Here is a 19,054-nt window from a genome sequence, read left to right on the forward strand (position 1 = left end):
ATAAAAATAGGCGAAAATAACGCTGTTTTTTTGCATACTCCATGTTATGAATGTTGGCGGAAGGTACTGAGTGCGTGATGAAATTCGGCCGACAACTGCGACAGCCTGCCTTCGGCGGCACGGAGGATAAGCGGCGGCGCCTGCGCCGCATGCAGTGGCTGGCCAATGGCTTGCTGCTGTTGGTGGCGCTGGTATTTGCGGCGGCAACCTATTTCCAGCCGCACCACCCGCTGCTGGCCTACGTTGCGGCATTTGCCGAAGCGGCCATGGTCGGCGCGCTGGCCGACTGGTTCGCGGTGGTGGCGCTGTTTCGCCATCCACTCGGATTACGCTTTATCCCGCATACCGCGGTCATCCCCGCCAATAAGGAGCGTATCGCCGCCAATCTCGGTGCATTCGTGCAGGGAGAATTCTTCGCCACCGAGCGCGTGCTGAACGTGATTCGGGAATTTGATCCGGCCGGCAAAGTCGCCGCCTGGCTCGCCAGCCCGATCCACGCCGAGCGTTTTGGCGATGTCGTGCTGCGCGCGGTTTCCTACGGCCTGAATGCGCTGGACGACGACCAGGTGAAAAACTTTCTGCGGCGCACGGTGGCTGCGCATATCGGACGCTTCGACTTGGCGCAACTGGCCGGCGACATCCTGGACTTGCTGACGCTGGACGAGCGCCATCAGGCGCTGCTCGACCAATTGCTGGAGGCAATCGAGTCGGGGCTGGCCAAGCCCTCGGTGCGCGGACGCATCGAGCAATTGCTGGCCGACCAGTTGCCCTTGTATTTCGAACGGCTGAAACTGGCAGGCGGCCGTGTGGCGGCGGAAAGAGTCGTGCTTGGCATCCTGGAATTGCTGCATGAAATCAATGCCGATCCACAGCATCCGCTGCGCCTGGACTTCAACCGCATGGTGGCGGATCTGATCCACAAGCTGAAGCACGACCCGGCCAGCCGTTTTCACATCGAGCAGCTGCAGCAAAAGCTGGCCGCCGATCCACGCCTGACCGAATACCTGCACGGCCTGTGGCAGGATTTGCGGCAGTGGCTGCAGCGAGATTTGCAGCGCCCCGACTCCAGCGCTCGCGCGCGCATCGTTGCCGTGACCCACCATCTGGCACAAGGCTTGCGCGACGATCAGCCGATGCGCGACTGGATCAATCGCCAGATCCTGCTGGCGGCGCCGGCCTTGATCGAGGAATACCGGCCGCGCGTGGGCCACTTCATTGCCGACCGCATGCGCGACTGGAAGGACGAGGAAATCGTCGACAAGCTGGAATTGAACATCGGCCGCGATTTGCAGTTCATTCGCGTCAATGGCACGCTGGTCGGCGGCATGGTCGGCCTGCTGATCCATGTGTTCCGCCAGTGGGCCGGCGCCTAGCCGGCTGGCACGTCAACCGGCAGCGGCCGGCACGGAATGCCGCAGGCGCGGCGTGATCTGTTCCGGCGGCAAGGCCGGGCTGTACAGGAATCCCTGCATCTGGTCGCAGCCAAACGCCCTCAGCAATTGCGCCTGCTCCGGCGTTTCCACACCTTCGGCTACTACCGTCAGCTTGAGCGAGTGGGCCAGCGAGATGATGGTCGAGACGATCGCCTTGTGATTGCCGCTGATGGCCATGTCGGTGACGAACGATCGATCGACCTTCAGCGTGTCGATCGGCAGGTTGGCGATGTAGCTGAGCGAGGAATAGCCGGTACCGAAATCATCCACGGCAACCGTCATGCCGGCCTGACGCAAGACAGCCAGTTTGGCACAGGCGGCATCGCGCTCCTGGCCGTCCATGAACAGGCTTTCGGTGATTTCAATTTCCAGCGCCTGTGCGCCATCGGTGCCGGCCAGTTGCAGCATGTGTTCGACGAAATTTTCCTGCCGCAGTTGTCGTTGCGAGACGTTGACCGCGATGCGCGGCGGCCGCAAGCCTCGCGCCCGCCACTCGCGGTACTGCTGGCGGGCGCGCTGGATCACCCAGTCACCGACTTCAACGATCAGGCCGGTTTCTTCCAGGATCGGAATGAAGGGGCCCGGCAGGACCAGGCCGATGCCAGGTTCCTGCCAGCGCAGCAGCGCTTCCAGGCCGACGATCTCGCCGCTGGCCAGATCCACCTTCGGTTGGTAGTGCAGCACGAACTGCTGCCGGTCGAAGGCGCGCCGCAAACGGTTCTCCATCGAGAATTTCTTTGCGGTGCGCACGTTCATTTCCGCCGTGTAGAACAGGTAGTGCGCCTTCGAGTCCTTGGCGTTCTTCAGCGCCGCCTCGGCATTGCGCAACAGGAGGTCGGCCGCCATGCCATCCGACGGAAAGAGCGCGATTCCAGCCTTGACGAATACCTGCAGTTCCCTGCCATGCGTCGGAATCGGTTGCGACAACTGGGTCGTCAACCTGCGTTCGAGCAGGTTTGCCACTTCGGTCACGCTGGCATTTTCGCGCACGACGAAGGCGAAGCAATCGGCGCTGATGCGCGCCAGGTAGTTGGAATCGGGAACGATTTCGCGCAAGCGCCTGGCTACCGTGCGCAGGATGTCGTCGCCGGCGGCGCGTCCAAGCGTGTCGTTGACGTCGCGAAAGCGTTCGATGTCGATCAGAACGATCGCCACTTTTTCCGGTGTGCCGCCCACTCCCTCGGCCACCAGTTGCTCGGTCCGATCCTGGAACAGCGCGCGGTTGGGCAAGCCGGTGAGGGCGTCGAAATAGGCCAGGTAATTGAGCTGCTCGCTCTTGGCGATGTAGTCGAGGGCAAAGGAAATGTCGGCCGCCAGCGCGGTCAGCAATTGCTGTTCTTCGTGGTTGAAGGCGTCCGGCCTGACGCTGAATAGCACCAGCACGCCGATCGCCTGGTCGCCCGCCAGCAGCGGCACCACGAAGGTCGAGCGGATGCCGCGTTTCAGCATCGCCGCCGGCCATAGCGCCAGCTCGCGGTTTTTCAGCAGGTCGTGCGCCACCTGGCTCTGTCCGGTGCGCATCGCGGTGCCGACCATGCCGGTGCCATCGGCCCGGCTCGGATCGGCGCTGACCGGGACTTCCTGCAGGAAATCGGTATCGATGCCGGCCCATGCCTGCGGTGTCACGATCAAGGTCGTCTGGTCCAGCAGGCCGATCGCGGCGCCGACGAAGCGGCCTTCCTCGACCGCGATCCGGCATGCTTCCTGCAGCAGGCTCTTGCGATCGCGAATGCGCAGCAAGGCGCCATTGATGCTGCCGAGGATGGTGTGGATGCGGGTCATCCGCGCCAGCCGCTCTTCCTGCTCCTTGCGCTCGGAGATATCGCGGATCACGCCTGAAATCCACAGGCCGCCTTCACCCTTCAGCGGGGAGAGGCTGACCTCGGCCGGAAACTCGGAACCATCGGCGCGGCACATCGGCACCTCAAACGGCGCGCCGAGCGACTCCAGTGCACGCGCCATCGCGCGCTCGCCGTTCAGCAGATCGTCCCATTCGGTGAGATGGGCCGGAACCAGGCTGCGGCTGCAGGCGCCGATCAGTTGCGAGCGCGGGCAGCCGAACAGGAGCTCCATTTGCCGGTTGACGGTCTCGATCTTGCCATGCTGGTTGATCAGCACGATCGCATCCGGCGCGAATTCGATCAGATCACGAAAGCGTGATTCGGCGTACCGGCGGGCGGTGCGTTCGCGCCTTTCATCGAGCGCGCGCCGCACCGCGGGCGCCAGCCGTTGCAGGTTGGTTTTCAGGACGTAATCGGCGGCGCCGTTGCGCAGCGCTTCGATCGCCACTTCCTCGCCGATTGTGCCGGAGACGAAAATGAATGGAATTCCCGGACATTGCGTGCGGGCGATGCCGAGCGCTGAAAAACCGTCGAAGCCGGGCAGCGAGTAGTCGGACAGGATGATGTCGGGCTGGAGCCGAATCAGCGCCTGGTTAAAGGCGTCCCGGGTTTCGACCCGCTGCAGGTCAACGCGTAGGCCGTCGCGCTGCAAGGCGCGCAGCGCCAACTCGGCCTCGGTCGCGACATCCTCCAGCATCAAAATCCTGATTGGCTGATCCATGGCTTTTATTATGGGCAGTCGGGGAATCGCATTAGCCGGGCAATTTATTGACCAGCATCCAGTACATGCCGATGTCGCTGACCACGCGATCGAAATCTTCGCTGTCCACCGGCTTGACGATGTAGCTGTTGGCGCCCAGACGATAGCTTTCCACCATGTCGCGCTCTTCCGCCGACGAGGTCAGCATCACCACCGGAATCGTGCGCAGCAGATCTTTCTGCGTCATTTTGCGCAAGACGTCGATGCCGTCGACCTTCGGCATCTTGACGTCGAGCAGAACCAGTTTCGGACGGCTGTCGTCGCGTCCGGCATAGGCGCCCTGGCGAAACAGGAAGTCGAGCGCCTCGCTGCCGTCGCGCACCCATGCCAGCTGGTTTGCCAAGCCGCGCCGGCGCAGCGCGCGAATCGTCATTTCGGCGTCGGTGGCGGTATCTTCCACCAGCAGGATGTCGACTTGGGAGAAATTATCCATGGACGGTTCCATCGTTTGGCAGGGCAAAGAAAAAGGTCGCGCCCTGATCCGGTGTCGCCTCGGCCCAGACGCGCCCGCCGTGGCGCGTCACGATCCGCTGGACGATCGCCAGGCCGACGCCGCTGCCGGGAAATTCATCCGCGCCATGCAGGCGCTGAAATACGCCGAACAGCTTGTCGTAGTATTGCATGTCGAAGCCGACCCCATTATCACTGACCGCATAGACGTTTTCGTCGGCGCCGCGTTGTGAGGAAATGCGAATCACCGGATGCGGCCGCTTGCCGCTGTACTTGACGGCATTCGCAATCAGGTTGAGCCAGACTTGCTGCAGCAGGGTGCGGTCGCCGCTGATCGGCGCCAGTCTGCCGATCTCGAATTGCGGTGTGCTGCCGTTGCTGTCGGCTTGCGCCTGCGCCGCCAGCGGCTCCACCAGCTCGTTCATGTCGATTTCGGTGGCCTGGAGCTGTTTGCGGCCGAGCCGGGAAAACGCCAACAGATCGTCGATCAATTTCCCCATGCGATGGCCATTGTCGCGAATCACCTGCAGCAGCCGCTGACCTTCGGCATCCAGTTGGGCGCCATAATCCTCCTCCAGCATGCGGGCGTAACCGCTGACGGCCCGCAACGGGATGCGCAAATCATGCGAAATCGAATAGCTGAAGCTCTCCAGTTCCAGATTGGAGGTCTTCAGTTGATCGGCGCGCCGCTGCAGCGCCCGGTTCGTTTTGTGCAGCGCCTGTTCGGCGCGCCGGCGGTGCCGGATTTCACGCTTCAGCAACCAGAAGGCGCTCGCCAGCAGCAGATAGGTGAAGACGGTGCTCAGCACGACCAAAGCCTTCATCGAAGGCGCGCTCAGCGTGGCGCCCGGCTCGCGCTCCGCCAGCCAGTTCTTTTGCTGTTCCTCGATCAGCGCGATCTGCCGCCGCACCTGTTCCACGGCCTGCTCGCTTTGACCGCCGCCGACGTAGTTCGCGGCGGCTCGGTGATCGAAGTCATCGTTGCGTAGACGCACGGCCCGTTGCAGATACTGCAGGCTGTTGTCGATCTGCGATTGCAGTTCTGCCAGTCTCTGCGCCAGTTCATGCGGTTGGTCGCCACTGCCGGCGCTATCGCGCAATGCACGCAGGATGGGCGCAATGCGCTCGCCGGCAGTGGCATATGGCTCGAGAAAATCGCGCTGGCCGGAAATGACGAAGCCGCGCACCCCGGCCTGGGCGTCGCGCAGCAGGAGGAAAATCTGCTTGAGCTGGGTAACCGTGCGCTCCACTTGCCCGGACTGGGTGCGGTGCAGTTGCGCGCGGTCGATGCTGATGATGAAGACTGCCGCGCTCAGCGTGACCGTGAGTGCTGCCGCCAGCACTCCGAACCATGGCAACTGGGCCTGCCAGTACGGAAGTTGGAGTGATTTCATAAGCACGTGACCGGTTGGTGGGCTGGTCGGTACGAACCGTCTGGAGATCGATTGCTCGATCGTCGGATGGTGCTTTGCCAATCTTGTTGAAGAGTAACATAAACCGCGGGGAAGCTCTTCGTACCGGGTACGCGCGCAATGTTCGCGACGCGACCGCCGCCGTCCGGCTGGTCGCTGGCAGTAAAAAAACGGGGGAAAGGCTGCGGCGCCTATTGGCCGATCAGCGCCTGGATCCGCTCGACCAGGGTTGCGGTGCGGGTAAAGCCGGAACTGACCAGGTCGAGTTGGCCGTCGTGTTCCAGCACCAGCGTCGGAAACCCGGAGATGCCCCAGCGCTGGGTCTGGATGAATTCGTCGCGGGTGGCGGCGACGGTCGCTTCCTCGGCCCACAGCGCCCGGAAGGCGGCTGGCTCGACGCTGGCGCCGCAGCGTTGCAGTGCCGCGGCAGCCACCCGCGCCAGCACCGCGCCATCAGTGGCTTCCTGGCCTTCGGCATAGAACGCGTGCTGGATCGCGAGGAAAACCTCGAGATTGGCTTGCGGCGCCAACTGGCGCGCCGCCACCACGGCACGGCAGGCTGGTTCGGTGTCGTAAATGAAACCGGGGCGCGACAACGCTTCGTAATTGAACGGCAGGCCGGTCGCATCCTGCACCCGGCGCCAGTGGGACAGGATGTTGTCCTTGTCGGCCTCGGTCATGACTTCGGTGTTGTAGGCGCGCAGGCCGCCGACCACGATGTCCAGCGGCGTGTCGGGTAAGACGGCCAGCAGCCCCTTGAGTTGCAGGCCGAAGCCATAGCACCAGGAGCAAAGCGGATCGGCGACGTAAATCAGGCTGGCCATGGAGCGGCTCCTTGTGCGGTGGTTGATGGCATGCGCGGCGCGGTCGCGCCGTCGCATTTTATTTGTTCCTGACCCAGGTGTTGGGCCGCGCCTGCGAGGAAACCCGGATCTCGATATTGGTAATGCCGACCGCGCCGGCCGGGCCGGCCACGAAATCGAATCCGCTCTTGACCGGAAACAGGAAATTGTCGCGCAGGAAGATATCGGTCTGGCAGTCGGCGTGCGGATGATAGAGCTGCGGCTTGATTTCGTCCCAGACGCCGGCGCCGATCCAGCCGTACAGAAACAACTGGTTTGGATACAGCGGGCTGTCCGCGTGCAGATAGCCTTTCTGCTCCGGCGCCAGCGCCGGGTGCGGCGGCGGCCGCGGGCCGACGAACAGATCGATCCAGCCGTCACCGAGCTGATACGCCTGCTCGTTCTGATAGGCCGGGTACTTCAGCAGCAGACGCCAGTCGCAGCGGAATTCGATGCGTTTTTCAAGGCCGCCGCAGGCGCTCCACATCGACTGGCCATCGCACACGGTCAACTGGCTGCCGACTACGTGGCCAACCAGCGTCGGTTCGAGCTTGCGCAGTTCGTCCAGGTTTTCATGCAGGTTCCAGATGAACCATTTGGCGATTTCCGCCTGCGTCATCAGCGCCAGATCGGAAATCAGCCGCAAGCCATACGGCTCCAGCGCGCGCACCACTTCGCGGCGCTGCCTTTCCTCCAATTCGCCGGGCTCAGCGGCGGTTTTCAATCCATCCTGATCGTTCATCGGTGACTCCTTTCCAATCGTCGGATCGGAGCAGATCATTCTAGTAGCTTCATGCCCGCTTGACCACGTTGCATGCAGGCAAAGCGCCGCGGTGGCTTCAGAACGATGAATGCGGCCCCGCCAGGAACTCCAGTTCAGCCGCGCTCGAATTGCGGCCAAGCAGCGCGTTGCGATGCGGGAAGTGGCCGAAGCGCGCGATGATGGCCTGGTGCTGCAGCGCATAGTCGAGATAGCCGCGGTAGATGTCCTGTCGGTCGGCCGGGGCGTCTTGCACCAGTGCGCGAAACAGCGCCACCGCCGCCTGCTGATCGGCCAATGCCTCGGAATGCTCCAGCGGCAGGTAGACGAACACGCGCTCGATCGGCCGCAGCGCGCGGTCGAACTGGCGCTCCAGCGCCTGCCGGCACCAGCGCAGCGCCTGCGCATCGAATGCAAATGAGCGGCCTTCGCCGCGGTACATGTTGCGCGGGAACTGGTCGGTCAGCAGGATCAGCGCCAGCATGCCGTCGGCGCTGTCGGCCCAGTGGTCGAGCCGGCCCTGCGCAGCGGCGGCCAGCGTCGGCTCGAAGCGCAGCCGTAATTGCCGGTCTTGCACTCCGTTTTTCGACCACCAGAGCGCGGCTTGCTGCTGGCTGGTGATGCGGTCATCGGCGCTGCCGCCGAACCAGAATTGCCGGATCGATGGCGCGCTTTCGAGATTGCCTTCGATGTTCATTGCTTGCTCAGGTTGATTGTATGTCCAGGGGTATATTGAAAAATATGCCGATTCCGCCCAATTTAATTGTGGTTGTGAAAAATACCCTATGCGGTATGTTCTTAGTGACAGGCTTGAGCGGCTCAGGCGGAGACGATCTCGACGCGTATTTGGCCGACCTGCACCGTTTGCCCGGTGCGCAGCTTGCAGGTCTTGCGCAACTCGACCTGACCATCGACGCGCACCGCGCCGCTGGCGACCAGCGCCTTGCCGGCACCGCCACTGTCGCACACGCCGATCAGCTTCAGCAATTGATTCAGTTCGACATACTCGCCGCGTAGCGTGAAGGTTTGCGTGGCCGCGCTCATCGTGCCCGCTCCAGCCAGCGGCCGAAGTTGGCCAGCAGGCCGCCTTGGTCCAGGGTGCAACCGCAATGCTCGCCAAATGGCGCCGCCGATTCGAGCCGCCCCGGCAGGTCTTCCAGCGCTTCCCGGTAGTGCGCCGGCAGCGCCTCCAGCAGTGCGCTTTGGGAGCACCACGCATGGCAAAAATCAGGCAGCGCGCTTTGCCGGCGCTGCCAGTCGGCGAGCGCCTGGCGCAGGGTGTGGAGGGTGGTGTCGTGTGTCATCGGAAAAAGCAAGGTGGCCGTCGTCCCGGCGCAAATGGCAATGGTGAATAAGCGGTGAATGCGAGCGATATTACCGCAAGCCGATCGCGCGGCCTCGGGTTGCAGGGCTGGCTCATCCCAACATGGCGCGGGCGGCGCCGCCGAAGCGCCGCCCGCGCCGATTGCAATGATTTACGGGAAAACGAAATCGATGCCGGTTTTATCGGCTGCCGTGATGTCGGCGATCTGCGTCTGGCTGGCGAAGCCGGCTACCGACGCCTGCACCGCATACTTGCCGGTGCCGGGAACGGTATTCGTTTGGGTGCTCAGCTTGATCGGCAGGATCGTGCTGTACGGGCCGAGTTGCGGCGCCGCCGTCGGCAAATTCGACAACGCGTAGGAGCCGTCCGCCGTCACATCCACGCCCTGGTACTTGATCGTGACTTTCGGGCCGGATGCAAAGCTTTGCTGTGCCGCGACATACGCGGCGTCGGTGAAGCTTGCCGGAAGCGTCACGGTGCCGCTGATGGTGCCGGTCGCCGATGGCGCCAGCGCGATTGGCGCAGTGGCGGTGCTGACGTTCACGATGCTGGTGGTGCTGGCGACCGGAACGGTGGCGATGACGGCGCTGGCATGGCCGTTTGCGGTGATGACGACGTCATAGTTGCCGGGAGCCAGGCGGGCCAGGAAAAATTCGCCCTTGGCATTCGGTACCGTGGAGCGCACGACGGTGCCATCCTGTTGCGCCGACACCAGCACATCGCTGCCTGCCAGGGCTGGGTCGATAAAGCCGTCGATGCCGTTCAAGACCGTCGGGATCACATTCACCACCGGCTTCAATCCATAGCCGCCGCTGTTGCCGCGCTTGACAATCGACTTGCAGGCATCGAAATCCAGCACCAGGTCGACACGCTGGCCGGCGGCAACGTCGAACCCATGAACCAGCTTGATGCCGCTTTGCACCGCGCTTGGCGTGGCAAGTGAAATCTCGATGGTATTTGGCGGGCTGCTTGTCAGGACTATCGAGTTGGCCATGCCCGATCCGGTGTTGGGATCCAGTACCAGGCGCACCTGCGTGTAATGGCCGGCCGCCAGCGGCGTCTCTCCCAACGGCTCCAGAACGCCATTGGTGAGATCGAGGAGATTGATCTTGCGCGCCGGATTCAGGGTAATGTCGGTCCAGCCGGCGTCCTGGTCGCCCGCCGTTGCGCTTTGATGCACGCGAATCTTGTTGACCGTGATGTTAACGGCATCGTAGCCGCAGGCCGGGGCATCGGTCATCGCCACGCCGAGAGTGCCCGGCGCCTGCGTGCTGCCGCCGCCACCACCGCAGGCGGCCAGCAAGCCGGCCAGGCAAAGGCTGGCCATCAGGGAAATGTTGCGGGTAATGGCAATCATGTGATTTCCTTTCATGTTGACGCGACAAAATTCACCCTGTTTGAATCCGAGTGGGATGCACTGCGCGTCCGGCCTCAGAGCTGGCCGGACGCGAATGTATTGCAGTCGCCGATCTTGCCGCTGCCGATGCCGCGCCTGAACCAGCGGGCGCGCTGCGCCGACGTCCCATGCGTAAAGGAATCCGGCACCGCATAACCCTGCGCCTGCTTTTGCAAGGCGTCATCGCCGATCGCGCTGGCTGCGTTCAGCGCTTCGTCGATATCCCCGGTTTCGAGGATGCTGCGCGCCTGGTTGGCATGAAAAGCCCAGACCCCGGCGAAACAATCGGCCTGCAATTCCAGCCGCACCGAGAGGGCATTGGCCTGGCCCGCAGACGCGTGCCGGCGCACGATGTCGGCCTTTTGCATGATGCCCATCAGATTTTGCACGTGATGCCCGACTTCGTGCGCGATCACGTAGGCCTGGGCGAAATCTCCGGAGACGCCAAAGCGCTGCTGCATCAACTGGTAGAAGCTGAGGTCGATATAGAGCTTTTGGTCGCCAGGGCAATAAAACGGCCCGCTGGCGCTATCGCCGCTGCCGCATGCGGTCGGCGTCTGGCCGGAAAACAGCACCAGTTTCGGCTGCACGTAATTGGCGCCGTTGGCGCGGAACAGTTCGCTCCAGGTATCTTCGGTATCGGCCAGTACGGTGGAGACGAAGCGCGTCATTTGGTCGCGTGCCGGTGTCCCCGCCGGCGCCGATTCCTGCATCTGGGTCGCCGGCCCGCCGCTCAACAGGCTCAGCACGGTGCCGGGATCGATGCCCAAGAAGTATGACGCCAGCAGCGCCACCACGATGGTGCCAATGCCGATTGAGCCGCCGCCCAAACCGGACCAGCCGCCGCGCCGGTCTTCGATATTGTCGCTTTCGCGGTTTCCTTCCCATTTCATTGAGCGTCCTTTCGTCGCTGTCGGCGCCGGAAAAATCGGTTTGGCACGGGCGCCGGGGTAGATGGCCAATTCGACCGCAGCGGCAGCGTGGCGTTCTCCCTAGCTCAACCGCACCAATGGAACTTGAACAATTAGCAATGCTCCAACAAATTGTGGTGTCCGCTTTGATCCACGGCAACAAACCTTGCGCGCGTTGCGTCAACCCGGCGCTGCGCTGCACACTTTATGGGAGAAACCATGGCTGCTACCAAGCTGGAAGATGCAATCGATTTGCTGACGGCAGATCACAAGAAAGTACGAAACCTGTTCAAGGATTATGGAAAACTGAAGGACAAGGGCAGCAAGGCCAAGAAAAGCGACCTCGTGACCAACATCTGTCTGGAACTGACCGTGCACAGCATGCTGGAGGAAGAAATTTTTTATCCGGCGGTACGCAAGGCGATCCAAGAAGACGACTTGATGGACGAAGCGCTGGTGGAGCATGCCGGCGCCAGGAATTTGATTGACCAGTTGCAGGATATGGAGCCGGAGGAGGACTTGTACGACGCCAAGGTTACCGTGCTGGGCGAGGAAGTCGAGCATCACATGACGGAGGAAGAGAAGGAGATGTTTCCGAAAGTAAAAAAATCGAAACTCGACACGGCCGCCCTGGGTGTGAAAATGCACGAACGCAAGCTGGTACTCATGGAAGAATTGGGTGGCAGCGCGGTTGCCAAATAGGGCGGCTTACCTGGGGCTTACCTGGCTCGCGCGGGCAATTTCCGCCCGCGGCGATGACTTGGCGCTATAGTGGCGGTTGTTGCAGGCCTTGCCATGGCGCGTGATCTTCTAGGTTTTTTTCAGACTATCAGGAGATGGACATGCATATTGTTCGCAACGGAGTATTGGTGATCGCTGCGGCGGTCGGCCTTGGCGCCGGCCTGGCGCACGCCAAGCTGCCAGCACCGACGCCGCAGGAGCAGGAAGCCGCGCTGCAGAAAAAAGCACAGGCTGCGGCGGAAGCCGAACAACAAAAGGCGGCGTTGGCCAAGGTCCAGGATCAGGTCGCGGCGCGCTACATCGCCGAGCAGAAAGCCAAGGGCATCACCGTGACGCCAACGCCATTGTCGGCCGCAGCGCCAAGCCAGGAAATTCCGGCCGCAGCCATGAGTTCGCGCCCGACCGAAAAGGCCGGTGCGTACAGTCAGGGCGAAACCACGCAGTCGGCCCAGACCTCGGCGGTGGGCGGCTCAAGCGCGGATGGGGCGCGCCCCACCGATCAGAAGAAATAGCCGCGCTCCGCGCTCCGCCTGTGCGCATGATTGGTTTGGCGCGGAGCTAACTGCCTGAGTTCCGCCGCTGGGTTTCTGTGGCCGCCAGCGGCAACGTCGCCTTTCCCGGGAGCCAGATGAAATACAAGGATTACTATCAAATTCTCGGGCTGGAGCGCACCGCCACGGCGGCCCAGATCAAGGCCGCTTACCGCAAGCTGGCGCACAAGTATCACCCCGACGTTTCCAAGGACCCGGCCGGCGAGGAGCGCTTCAAGGAAGTGGCGGAAGCCTATGCGACGCTGAAGGACCCGGAAAAGCGCGCCGAATACGACCAGCTCGGGCAGCGCCGGCCGGGCGAGAATTTCGAGCCGCCGCGCGACTGGCAGAACCAGTTTCACGAATCGGGATCGGCATTCGACGATGTCGACCTGTCGGATCTGCTGGCGGCGATGGCGGCGGCCCGGCACGGGCGCGGCAGACGGGCGGGCGAACCATTGAAACGAGCCGGACAAGACTACGAAGCGAAAACCGAGGTCAGCCTCGAACAGGTGTATGAAGGCGCCGAGGTGGACGTCACGCTGGCGGTGCCCGAATACGATGCCCAGGGTCTGGCGCACCGGGTCAGCCGCACCTTCCGCGTGCGGGTGCCGAAAGGACTGCAGGACGGCCAGCGCCTGCGGCTGGCGGGCAAGGGCGGCCCCGGCATCGGCGGCGGCAAGAACGGCGACCTGTACATCATGATGACGCTGGCGCCGCATCCGCGCTATCGCGTCAGCGGCCGCGACCTGTACACCGATCTGCCGCTGGCGCCGTGGGAAGCGGTACTGGGCGGGGCCGTCCAGGTGCCTACGCTGGGCGGCACGGTGGAACTGACGATCCCGCCCGCCACCATGGCGGCGCGCCGCTTCCGCCTGGCGCGGCGCGGCTTGCCCGGCGCCGATGGCGAACACGGCGACCTGTATGCGGTGGTACGCATCGAAGTGCCGAAGACGGTGGATGCGGAAGAGCGCAAGCTGTTCCAGCAACTGGCCGCGCACTCGCGCTTCAATCCGCGCCGGTCGCACTGAGCAAGGAGTCAACGATGCATATTCATGCCGACGATCCGGTGTGGCTGAACGAAGCGGCGCTGTGTTCGTTCGACGATCTGGTCGAGTTGTCCGGGTTGACGCCGGACGAATTGACGATGCTGGTGGAAAGCGGCGTGCTGCCGCCGGCGCAAGCCGAACCCGAAGAACCGGCCGCGCGCAGCGTCTTCCATGCCAGTTGCATCGTCCAGGTGCGCAGCGCCCGCCGCCTGCGCGATGACTTTGAACTGGACGCGGCCGGGCTGGCGGTGGCGGTGAATTTGCTGGGCCGGATTCAGGAGCTGGAGCGGCAATTGAATGCGCTGACCGCGCGCCAGCCGTGAGCGCCGGGCGCTTGGCGCCCGCTTCCTAGCCTGCAGGATCTTGCGCCGGGGCGATGGCCTCGGCGTAGTCGTACAGCGCGCCCAGTATTTCCTCTTCCTTCTCGCCGGCGCTTTGCGCCAGGCCGTCGATCGCGTCGAACAGGGCGGCCAGCGTGCGGGCGCCGCCGGCGCCGTCGAACAGGCGCGCGCGCCGGTGCTCTTCCCAGCGCAGCGCTTCGTCGGCCGAGAGCGTGTCTGGAAAATTGCGTGCGCGGTAGCGGAACAGCAGTTCGTCCAGTCGCGGGTCGTCGAACGACGAGGTGTGCGCCGCCAGTTGCTGCGGCGTTTGCGTGCGCAAACGGGCCAGCGTGCGGCGGTCGCCGTTGCCGACGAAGCCGCCGTACAAGTCTTCATCGACGTCGGCGGCGGCGCCAGCCGGGCGCTGGAACACCGCTTCCCAGAGCGCGCGCATCCTGCCGTCGGCAGCCAGCCCGGCGGCGGCCTGCGCATGCCGCAAGGCGCGGTCGAGATCGATGCCCCAATGCTGGGCGCGCTCCGCCGACAGTGTCTTCAGGTTGCCGATCACGACCGGCGACTTGTTGATGTGAATGCTCTTGATCGGCAGCCGCGCGACGCCGGCCGGCAATGCGTCGGCGGCGGTAAACAAACGGTTGCGGATCGCCTCGGCATCCAGCGTGGCGAGTTCGGCCGGATCGAAGGCCAGGTCCCAGGCGATGATTTCATTCCTGTTGGTCGGATGCTGCGCCAGCGGCCACATCAGCGCCAGGCAGCCGCGCTCGGCCGCAAACATGCCGGACACATGCAAAAACGGGCGCGGCGCGGACAGGCTGATTTCCTCGGCGGCGCGCTCCTTCTTGCGCAGCTCGAAACAGAAATCGAACAGGCGCGGCTGGCGCGCACGGATCAGGCGCGCCAGCGCGATGGTGGCGCGGACGTCGGACAGCGCGTCGTGCGCGGCAGCGTGTTCGAGGCTGTTGGCGGCGGAAAGATGTTCGAGCTTGAAGCTTGGCCGACCATCCTCGTGGCGCGGCCAGACGATGCCGTCCGGGCGCAGCGCGTACGTGGTGCGCACCAGGTCCAGGATGTCCCAGCGGCCGCAGCCGTTTTGCCATTCGCGCGCATAAGGGTCGATCAGGTTGCGCCAGAACAGGAAGCGCGTGAATTCGTCGTCGAAGCGAATCGTGTTGTAGCCGACACCGATCGTGCCGGGTGCGGAAAACGCCTGCTCGATGGCGGCCGCGAACTGGTGTTCCGGCAGCCCTTGTTGCAGGCACAACTGCGGCGTGATGCCGGTGATCAGGCAGGATTGCGGATCGGGCAGGTAATCCGGCGCCGGCTGGCAGTACAGCATGATCGGCTCGCCGATCGGATTCAGTTCGGCATCGGTGCGGATCGCCGCGAACTGCGCCGGGCGGTCGCGCCGCGGCGAAATGCCGAAGGTTTCGTAATCGTGCCAGAGGAAGGTGTGCGTGGACATCGGCTCGCGCGGACTCAGGGTTACAAAAGGGGGGAATGCGCAATAAAACGGGAGTATGTTTAAAATCCAGAAATTCTACGACCGAAATTTGACACTTATAATTGGAGTATATGATTTTCCCGCGGCAGATCAGTTGCCGGCCGGCGGCAAGTCGGCCAGCAGCGTGAAATGCTCGACCGCTGGCGGCGCCGCGAAATACGGGCCGACGATCGCGCGCCATTCCTGGAACGCCGCCGATTCGCGGAAATCGACCGTGTGGTTTTCCAGCGTCTCCCAGTAAATCGTCAGCACGTAACGCTCCGGCGTCTCGATGCCGTGTTGCACGCGGTAGCCACGAAAACCCTTGGCGTGGCTGATCACCTGCTGCACGCCGCGCACGATCGCGGCGTCGAATTCCTGCTGTTTTCCGGGATGGATGCGAATGTCGGCGAGTTCGAGGATCATGCTTGTGTCATTTCCAAAAGAGGGTTGGGCCGTTCGGCCGGAAGATGGTGCCGGCTTCGATCCCGTGGATCGGACGCATGGTGTGCGGCAATGATACACGGGCCGGCGAGGGCGATTCCCGCGCCGGGGCGACGCAGGAATAGGCCACTTAGTAGGCGCCCATGAAGTCGCGCTTGCCGATCTCGACGCCGTTGTGGCGCAGGATCGCGTAGGCGGTGGTGACGTGGAAAAAGAATTGCGGCAGCCCGTAGTGCAGCAGGTAGGCGTTGCCGTTCAGTTTCCTTTCCTTCGGCGTGCCGGGCCGCAGCACGATCTGACGCTGTTCGCTGCCATCGATCTGGTCGGGCCGGATGCCGTCGATGAACGCCAGCGTCTTCGCAATCCGCGCGCGCAGGTCGGCGAAGCTCTGCTCGTTATCCTCATAGGCCGGCATTTCGATGCCAGCCAGACGCGCCGGCACGCTCTTGGCGAAATCGGCCGCGATCTGCACCTGCTGGCGCAGCGGGAACATGTCGGGAAACAGGCGTGCCTGCAACAAGGCATCCGGCGCGATCGATTTTGCCGCGGCGTGCGCTTCGGCCTTGGCCAGCACCTCGCTCAAGGCGTTCAGCATTTGCCGAAAGACCGGAACCGAGGCGCAGTACATGGAGATATTCATGGCGTTTTCCTTCACAGTTGGCAACCGCCGATCATAGCACCGGGCCGCCATACGCCGCAGCGGTGGCGTGCGGCGCGTCCCGGCTGCTATGCTTGTCGGTGAACCCAGTCGGAATCCGCCGATGGCACGCCGCTACCACCACCACGTCTACGTCATTGAATTGTCGCCGGACGTCCTGTACGAACCGCGCTTCAAAAAGGCCAATCCGGATTACGTGACCGGCAAGCCGTGCGTCTACGTCGGCATGACCGGCTTGAACCCCGATCTGCGCTTCGACAAACACAAGGCCGGGATCCAGTCCAACCGCTTCGTCACCGTCTACGGCTTGCGGCTGCTGCCCGAGTTGTACGAATGCTACAACCCGATGCCGTATCACGGCGCCTGCGAGATGGAGGTGGAGTTGGCGGTCGGCCTGCGCGAAGCCGGCTACGGCGTCTGGCAGGCGTGAGATAGGATGATCGGTTGCGCAGATACATGACCCGGGTTAGCATTCCCGCTCCATTTTTCCGCTCATCGCGCCGATGCAGTTTCTGCATGATTGGCGCTCCAAATATGCATTGGCATCATTTTTCCCGGCACGCTAGTCTATTTATTCGGATCCGATTTTCCGTCCGCCACATGCACCGGGAAGCTTCGCCTTCACCTTGCACCGACGGCCAATCGGGCGGAGTTGCTGCTCCATTTCATGCCGAAAGCTCTTGCAGGCCAGCTGGTTTAGCGGTGAACCAAGTCCAACAGCGGACGCTCTGAACCTTGATGCTGGACCTGACTATTATTATTAAAAGTAAGGAGATAACGTGAATTATCGCAAGGGTTTCATCGCCGGCTTGACGGCTATGTTGGTCGGGACGATTTTTGGCGGCGCCGCGCTTGCACAGGATCGGCCGGTCAAGCGTGACCTGATCAAGGTCAACATCGGAGGCCCCAGCGCCGGATACTGGAACACGTATCTGGCCCAGGAACTGGGTATCTACCAAAAGCACGGACTGGATCCCCAGTTCCACTGGTTTACGAGCGGCGCGCCACTATTGGCCGCGCTGAAGAGCGGAAGCGTCGATCAGGCCGTCACCGGGCTGGCGACGGTCTTTGCTATCGGCCAGGGAATTCCGCTCAAGATCGTCTCCTGGGAGCTGGACAACGGCAAGGGAGAGGGGCTGATCGTCAGCGCCAAGAGCGGAATCCAGAGCTACAAGGACATTGCGAAGGCGAAGATGATCGCGGCCACGCCGGGCACCTGCTCCCAGGTGTCCCTGCGGCTGATGGCGAAGAAGGCCGGGGTCGACTACTCCAAGCTGAACGTCGTCAATCTGGCGCCGCCGCTCTTTGCCAATGCCTTTACGGGCGGCTCGATCGATGCCGCGATCGGCTGGGCGCCATACTCGATCATGCAATCTGGGGACGTCAAGGTCGTCAGCTGGGACGCCGAATACGGTGGAGTATGTCCAAGCGTCAATGCGTTCCGGCCGGCCTTCCTGGAGAAGTACCCTGACGTTCCGCTCAGAATGCTGCGGGTCCAGGCCGAGACGATGGAGCAGGTCCGGAAGAATCCGAAGCTGGCGATCGACGCATTGCAGAAATACCTGAAGATTCCGGAGGCAGTCGCCAAGGAATTCTATGAGCTCCACTCGGGCGACAAGCTGCCGACATTCGAACAGCAATTGGATGCGAACAGCCCATATTCGCTGGTCGCCAAAGAGGGCGGTCTGGCTGGGCAGCTGTATACCGCCAGCCAGATGTTGCATGAGGCGGGGACCATTCCGGCGCCGCTATCCCGCAGCAGCATAACCAATTCGATTGATGCATCGTATATGAGCGCGTTCGTGGCCGAACAGCGCGGCGCCAAGTAGGTGAACCATGGATACTTCATCTAATCGCAACGGCGCGCTGCCGCAGGTCTGGATCTCGGTTTTCGCGATATTCTCCCTGCTCGTCATCTGGGGGGCAGCCACCAACTTCGGACTTGTCAGTGCGACGTATCTGCCGTCGCCGCAGGCGCTCGTTTCCGTCACGTACGAGTTGATCGTCAACGGCTATCAGAGGGTTCCGCTTGCCGAGCATATCGGGATCAGTCTGTTCAGGGCGCTCGCCGGTTTTGCGCTGGGGGTGGCGCTTGGAATTCCGACCGGCCTGATAACCGGCTACAACCGCACCGCCGACGCGGTGATGTCGCCGATCATGGCGTTTGTCCGGCCGATCCCGCCGATTGCCTTCATTCCGATGGTGGTTCTCTACTTCGGTTTGGGCGAATTGGGCAAGGTGGTGCTGATATTCTTCACCGCGTTCAACTACGCCCATGTGAATGCCCACGCTGGCGCTGCTCACGTATCCATCGTGTATCTGCGCGCGGCGCAATCGCTTGGCCTGACCTCGTTCCAGTTGTTTCGGAAGGTCGTCTTGCCAGCCTCGCTGCCGCAGATCTTCACGGGCCTGAAAGTCGCGATGGCGCTGAGCTGGGCGGTAGTTGTCGCGGCAGAGTTGGTGGGGGCTCAGCGCGGGCTCGGTTTCATGATCTCGGACGCCGCGCAGCTGTTCCAGATTCCGGTCGTATTCGTCGGCATCGCCCTGATCGGACTGATTGGCTTGATTCTTAATCTGGCACTGGGAACCGCCGAGACGAAACTGGTTCACTGGAAAGGGCGCTAGGCGCAGTGGTTCACGGCAGTCCGGCTGGGGGTATCAGTCGATTTCAAATACCGGACTGCC

21 protein-coding genes are annotated in these 19,054 nt (G+C 62.8%); 8 read left to right on the forward strand and 13 right to left on the reverse strand.

What is annotated here, in order from left to right; genetic code table 11:
• Nucleotides 1–77: 77 nt before the first annotated feature.
• Nucleotides 78–1,373: a DUF445 domain-containing protein gene (locus ACK2VC_RS13575; RefSeq protein ID WP_486730897.1), complete on the forward strand. Its 1,296-nt coding sequence runs from the start codon at nucleotides 78–80 to the stop codon at nucleotides 1,371–1,373.
• 12 nt (nucleotides 1,374–1,385) lie between these two features.
• On the opposite strand, the gene ACK2VC_RS13580 is transcribed toward ACK2VC_RS13575, so the two are convergent.
• The 10 genes from ACK2VC_RS13580 to ypfJ all read right to left on the reverse strand — a co-directional run bounded on the left by ACK2VC_RS13580 (nucleotide 1,386) and on the right by ypfJ (nucleotide 11,111).
• On the reverse strand, nucleotides 1,386–3,995 hold the full coding sequence (locus ACK2VC_RS13580; protein WP_486730898.1) for an EAL domain-containing protein: 2,610 nt from the start codon (nucleotides 3,993–3,995) through the stop codon (nucleotides 1,386–1,388).
• A 31-nt stretch (nucleotides 3,996–4,026) separates the two neighbouring features.
• Complete coding sequence (locus ACK2VC_RS13585) at nucleotides 4,027–4,467, reverse strand: response regulator (protein ID WP_486730899.1); 441 nt, start codon at nucleotides 4,465–4,467, stop codon at nucleotides 4,027–4,029.
• Nucleotides 4,460–5,878 carry a sensor histidine kinase gene (locus ACK2VC_RS13590; protein ID WP_486730901.1) on the reverse strand — a complete coding sequence of 473 codons (1,419 nt, stop codon included), beginning with the start codon at nucleotides 5,876–5,878 and terminating at the stop codon, nucleotides 4,460–4,462. Before ACK2VC_RS13590 ends, ACK2VC_RS13585 begins: the two co-directional genes overlap by 8 nt.
• Nucleotides 5,879–6,087: 209 nt before the next feature.
• Complete coding sequence (locus tag ACK2VC_RS13595) at nucleotides 6,088–6,720, reverse strand: DsbA family protein (protein WP_486730902.1); 633 nt, start codon at nucleotides 6,718–6,720, stop codon at nucleotides 6,088–6,090.
• A gap of 58 nt (nucleotides 6,721–6,778) precedes the next feature.
• Nucleotides 6,779–7,480 (reverse strand): hypothetical protein, encoded by a 702-nt coding sequence (locus tag ACK2VC_RS13600; RefSeq protein ID WP_486730903.1) that lies wholly within the window; start codon nucleotides 7,478–7,480, stop codon nucleotides 6,779–6,781.
• A 97-nt stretch (nucleotides 7,481–7,577) separates the two neighbouring features.
• Nucleotides 7,578–8,195: a DUF924 family protein gene (locus tag ACK2VC_RS13605; RefSeq protein WP_486730904.1), complete on the reverse strand. Its 618-nt coding sequence runs from the start codon at nucleotides 8,193–8,195 to the stop codon at nucleotides 7,578–7,580.
• Between the two features lie 122 nt (nucleotides 8,196–8,317).
• Entirely contained in the window at nucleotides 8,318–8,542 is a 225-nt protein-coding gene (locus ACK2VC_RS13610) for an RNA-binding S4 domain-containing protein (protein ID WP_486730905.1), read from the reverse strand.
• Nucleotides 8,539–8,802 carry a hypothetical protein gene (locus ACK2VC_RS13615; protein ID WP_486730907.1) on the reverse strand — a complete coding sequence of 88 codons (264 nt, stop codon included), beginning with the start codon at nucleotides 8,800–8,802 and terminating at the stop codon, nucleotides 8,539–8,541. The genes ACK2VC_RS13610 and ACK2VC_RS13615 overlap by 4 nt, the downstream gene beginning before the upstream one ends.
• 171 nt (nucleotides 8,803–8,973) lie before the next feature.
• Nucleotides 8,974–10,179 carry a DUF4382 domain-containing protein gene (locus tag ACK2VC_RS13620; protein ID WP_486730908.1) on the reverse strand — a complete coding sequence of 402 codons (1,206 nt, stop codon included), beginning with the start codon at nucleotides 10,177–10,179 and terminating at the stop codon, nucleotides 8,974–8,976.
• Nucleotides 10,180–10,253: 74 nt separating this feature from the next.
• Nucleotides 10,254–11,111, reverse strand: a complete 858-nt coding sequence (ypfJ, locus tag ACK2VC_RS13625) for a KPN_02809 family neutral zinc metallopeptidase (RefSeq protein ID WP_486730909.1) — start codon at nucleotides 11,109–11,111, stop codon at nucleotides 10,254–10,256.
• 237 nt (nucleotides 11,112–11,348) lie between these two features.
• Here ypfJ and ACK2VC_RS13630 point away from each other — a divergent pair, with 237 nt between their 5' ends.
• The 4 genes from ACK2VC_RS13630 (at nucleotide 11,349) to ACK2VC_RS13645 (ending at nucleotide 13,772) form a co-directional block, all read left to right on the forward strand.
• A complete protein-coding gene (locus tag ACK2VC_RS13630) occupies nucleotides 11,349–11,831 on the forward strand; it encodes a hemerythrin domain-containing protein (RefSeq protein WP_486730911.1) in 483 nt (160 codons plus the stop codon).
• Nucleotides 11,832–11,971: 140 nt separating this feature from the next.
• Nucleotides 11,972–12,382, forward strand: coding sequence for a hypothetical protein (locus tag ACK2VC_RS13635; protein WP_486730912.1), 411 nt, complete (start codon nucleotides 11,972–11,974; stop codon nucleotides 12,380–12,382).
• Between the two features lie 116 nt (nucleotides 12,383–12,498).
• Nucleotides 12,499–13,431 carry a DnaJ C-terminal domain-containing protein gene (locus ACK2VC_RS13640; protein WP_486730914.1) on the forward strand — a complete coding sequence of 311 codons (933 nt, stop codon included), beginning with the start codon at nucleotides 12,499–12,501 and terminating at the stop codon, nucleotides 13,429–13,431.
• A gap of 14 nt (nucleotides 13,432–13,445) precedes the next feature.
• Nucleotides 13,446–13,772: a chaperone modulator CbpM gene (locus ACK2VC_RS13645; RefSeq protein WP_486730915.1), complete on the forward strand. Its 327-nt coding sequence runs from the start codon at nucleotides 13,446–13,448 to the stop codon at nucleotides 13,770–13,772.
• A 25-nt stretch (nucleotides 13,773–13,797) separates the two neighbouring features.
• Here ACK2VC_RS13645 and sbcB read toward each other — a convergent pair whose 3' ends face one another.
• The 3 genes from sbcB to ACK2VC_RS13660 form a co-directional block, all read right to left on the reverse strand.
• On the reverse strand, nucleotides 13,798–15,249 hold the full coding sequence (gene sbcB / locus ACK2VC_RS13650; protein ID WP_486730916.1) for an exodeoxyribonuclease I: 1,452 nt from the start codon (nucleotides 15,247–15,249) through the stop codon (nucleotides 13,798–13,800).
• Between the two features lie 129 nt (nucleotides 15,250–15,378).
• A complete protein-coding gene (locus tag ACK2VC_RS13655) occupies nucleotides 15,379–15,693 on the reverse strand; it encodes an antibiotic biosynthesis monooxygenase family protein (protein ID WP_486730917.1) in 315 nt (104 codons plus the stop codon).
• 148 nt (nucleotides 15,694–15,841) lie between these two features.
• The gene (locus tag ACK2VC_RS13660; protein WP_486730918.1) at nucleotides 15,842–16,351 is read right to left on the reverse strand and encodes a DUF1993 domain-containing protein; all 510 of its coding nucleotides are present in this window, start codon (nucleotides 16,349–16,351) and stop codon (nucleotides 15,842–15,844) included.
• Between the two features lie 121 nt (nucleotides 16,352–16,472).
• Between ACK2VC_RS13660 and ACK2VC_RS13665 the strand changes: the two genes are divergently transcribed.
• From ACK2VC_RS13665 to ACK2VC_RS13675, 3 genes are all read left to right on the forward strand, one after another.
• Nucleotides 16,473–16,799: a hypothetical protein gene (locus tag ACK2VC_RS13665; RefSeq protein ID WP_486730919.1), complete on the forward strand. Its 327-nt coding sequence runs from the start codon at nucleotides 16,473–16,475 to the stop codon at nucleotides 16,797–16,799.
• A gap of 349 nt (nucleotides 16,800–17,148) precedes the next feature.
• Nucleotides 17,149–18,198, forward strand: coding sequence for an ABC transporter substrate-binding protein (locus tag ACK2VC_RS13670; RefSeq protein WP_486730920.1), 1,050 nt, complete (start codon nucleotides 17,149–17,151; stop codon nucleotides 18,196–18,198).
• A gap of 7 nt (nucleotides 18,199–18,205) precedes the next feature.
• Nucleotides 18,206–18,994 (forward strand): ABC transporter permease, encoded by a 789-nt coding sequence (locus tag ACK2VC_RS13675; RefSeq protein WP_486730921.1) that lies wholly within the window; start codon nucleotides 18,206–18,208, stop codon nucleotides 18,992–18,994.
• Nucleotides 18,995–19,054: the final 60 nt, after the last annotated feature.

The organism is Herbaspirillum sp. WTB6 (assembly GCF_057457785.1).

Bases quoted from the DNA above. Each gene is read 5' to 3' on its own strand.
- ACK2VC_RS13660 (WP_486730918.1), bottom strand. From the start codon at position 16,351: ATGAATATCTCCATGTACTGCGCCTCGGTTCCGGTCTTTCGGCAAATG.
- ACK2VC_RS13590 (WP_486730901.1), bottom strand. From the start codon at position 5,878: ATGAAATCACTCCAACTTCCGTACTGGCAGGCCCAGTTGCCATGGTTC.
- ACK2VC_RS13605 (WP_486730904.1), bottom strand. From the start codon at position 8,195: ATGAACATCGAAGGCAATCTCGAAAGCGCGCCATCGATCCGGCAATTC.
- ACK2VC_RS13630 (WP_486730911.1), top strand. From the start codon at position 11,349: ATGGCTGCTACCAAGCTGGAAGATGCAATCGATTTGCTGACGGCAGAT.
- ACK2VC_RS13640 (WP_486730914.1), top strand. From the start codon at position 12,499: ATGAAATACAAGGATTACTATCAAATTCTCGGGCTGGAGCGCACCGCC.
- ACK2VC_RS13675 (WP_486730921.1), top strand. From the start codon at position 18,206: ATGGATACTTCATCTAATCGCAACGGCGCGCTGCCGCAGGTCTGGATC.
- ACK2VC_RS13620 (WP_486730908.1), bottom strand. From the start codon at position 10,179: ATGATTGCCATTACCCGCAACATTTCCCTGATGGCCAGCCTTTGCCTG.
- ACK2VC_RS13645 (WP_486730915.1), top strand. From the start codon at position 13,446: ATGCATATTCATGCCGACGATCCGGTGTGGCTGAACGAAGCGGCGCTG.
- ACK2VC_RS13635 (WP_486730912.1), top strand. From the start codon at position 11,972: ATGCATATTGTTCGCAACGGAGTATTGGTGATCGCTGCGGCGGTCGGC.
- ACK2VC_RS13655 (WP_486730917.1), bottom strand. From the start codon at position 15,693: ATGATCCTCGAACTCGCCGACATTCGCATCCATCCCGGAAAACAGCAG.
- ACK2VC_RS13615 (WP_486730907.1), bottom strand. From the start codon at position 8,802: ATGACACACGACACCACCCTCCACACCCTGCGCCAGGCGCTCGCCGAC.
- ypfJ (WP_486730909.1), bottom strand. From the start codon at position 11,111: ATGAAATGGGAAGGAAACCGCGAAAGCGACAATATCGAAGACCGGCGC.
- ACK2VC_RS13595 (WP_486730902.1), bottom strand. From the start codon at position 6,720: ATGGCCAGCCTGATTTACGTCGCCGATCCGCTTTGCTCCTGGTGCTAT.
- ACK2VC_RS13600 (WP_486730903.1), bottom strand. From the start codon at position 7,480: ATGAACGATCAGGATGGATTGAAAACCGCCGCTGAGCCCGGCGAATTG.
- ACK2VC_RS13610 (WP_486730905.1), bottom strand. From the start codon at position 8,542: ATGAGCGCGGCCACGCAAACCTTCACGCTACGCGGCGAGTATGTCGAA.
- ACK2VC_RS13585 (WP_486730899.1), bottom strand. From the start codon at position 4,467: ATGGATAATTTCTCCCAAGTCGACATCCTGCTGGTGGAAGATACCGCC.
- ACK2VC_RS13575 (WP_486730897.1), top strand. From the start codon at position 78: ATGAAATTCGGCCGACAACTGCGACAGCCTGCCTTCGGCGGCACGGAG.
- ACK2VC_RS13665 (WP_486730919.1), top strand. From the start codon at position 16,473: ATGGCACGCCGCTACCACCACCACGTCTACGTCATTGAATTGTCGCCG.
- ACK2VC_RS13580 (WP_486730898.1), bottom strand. From the start codon at position 3,995: ATGGATCAGCCAATCAGGATTTTGATGCTGGAGGATGTCGCGACCGAG.
- sbcB (WP_486730916.1), bottom strand. From the start codon at position 15,249: ATGTCCACGCACACCTTCCTCTGGCACGATTACGAAACCTTCGGCATT.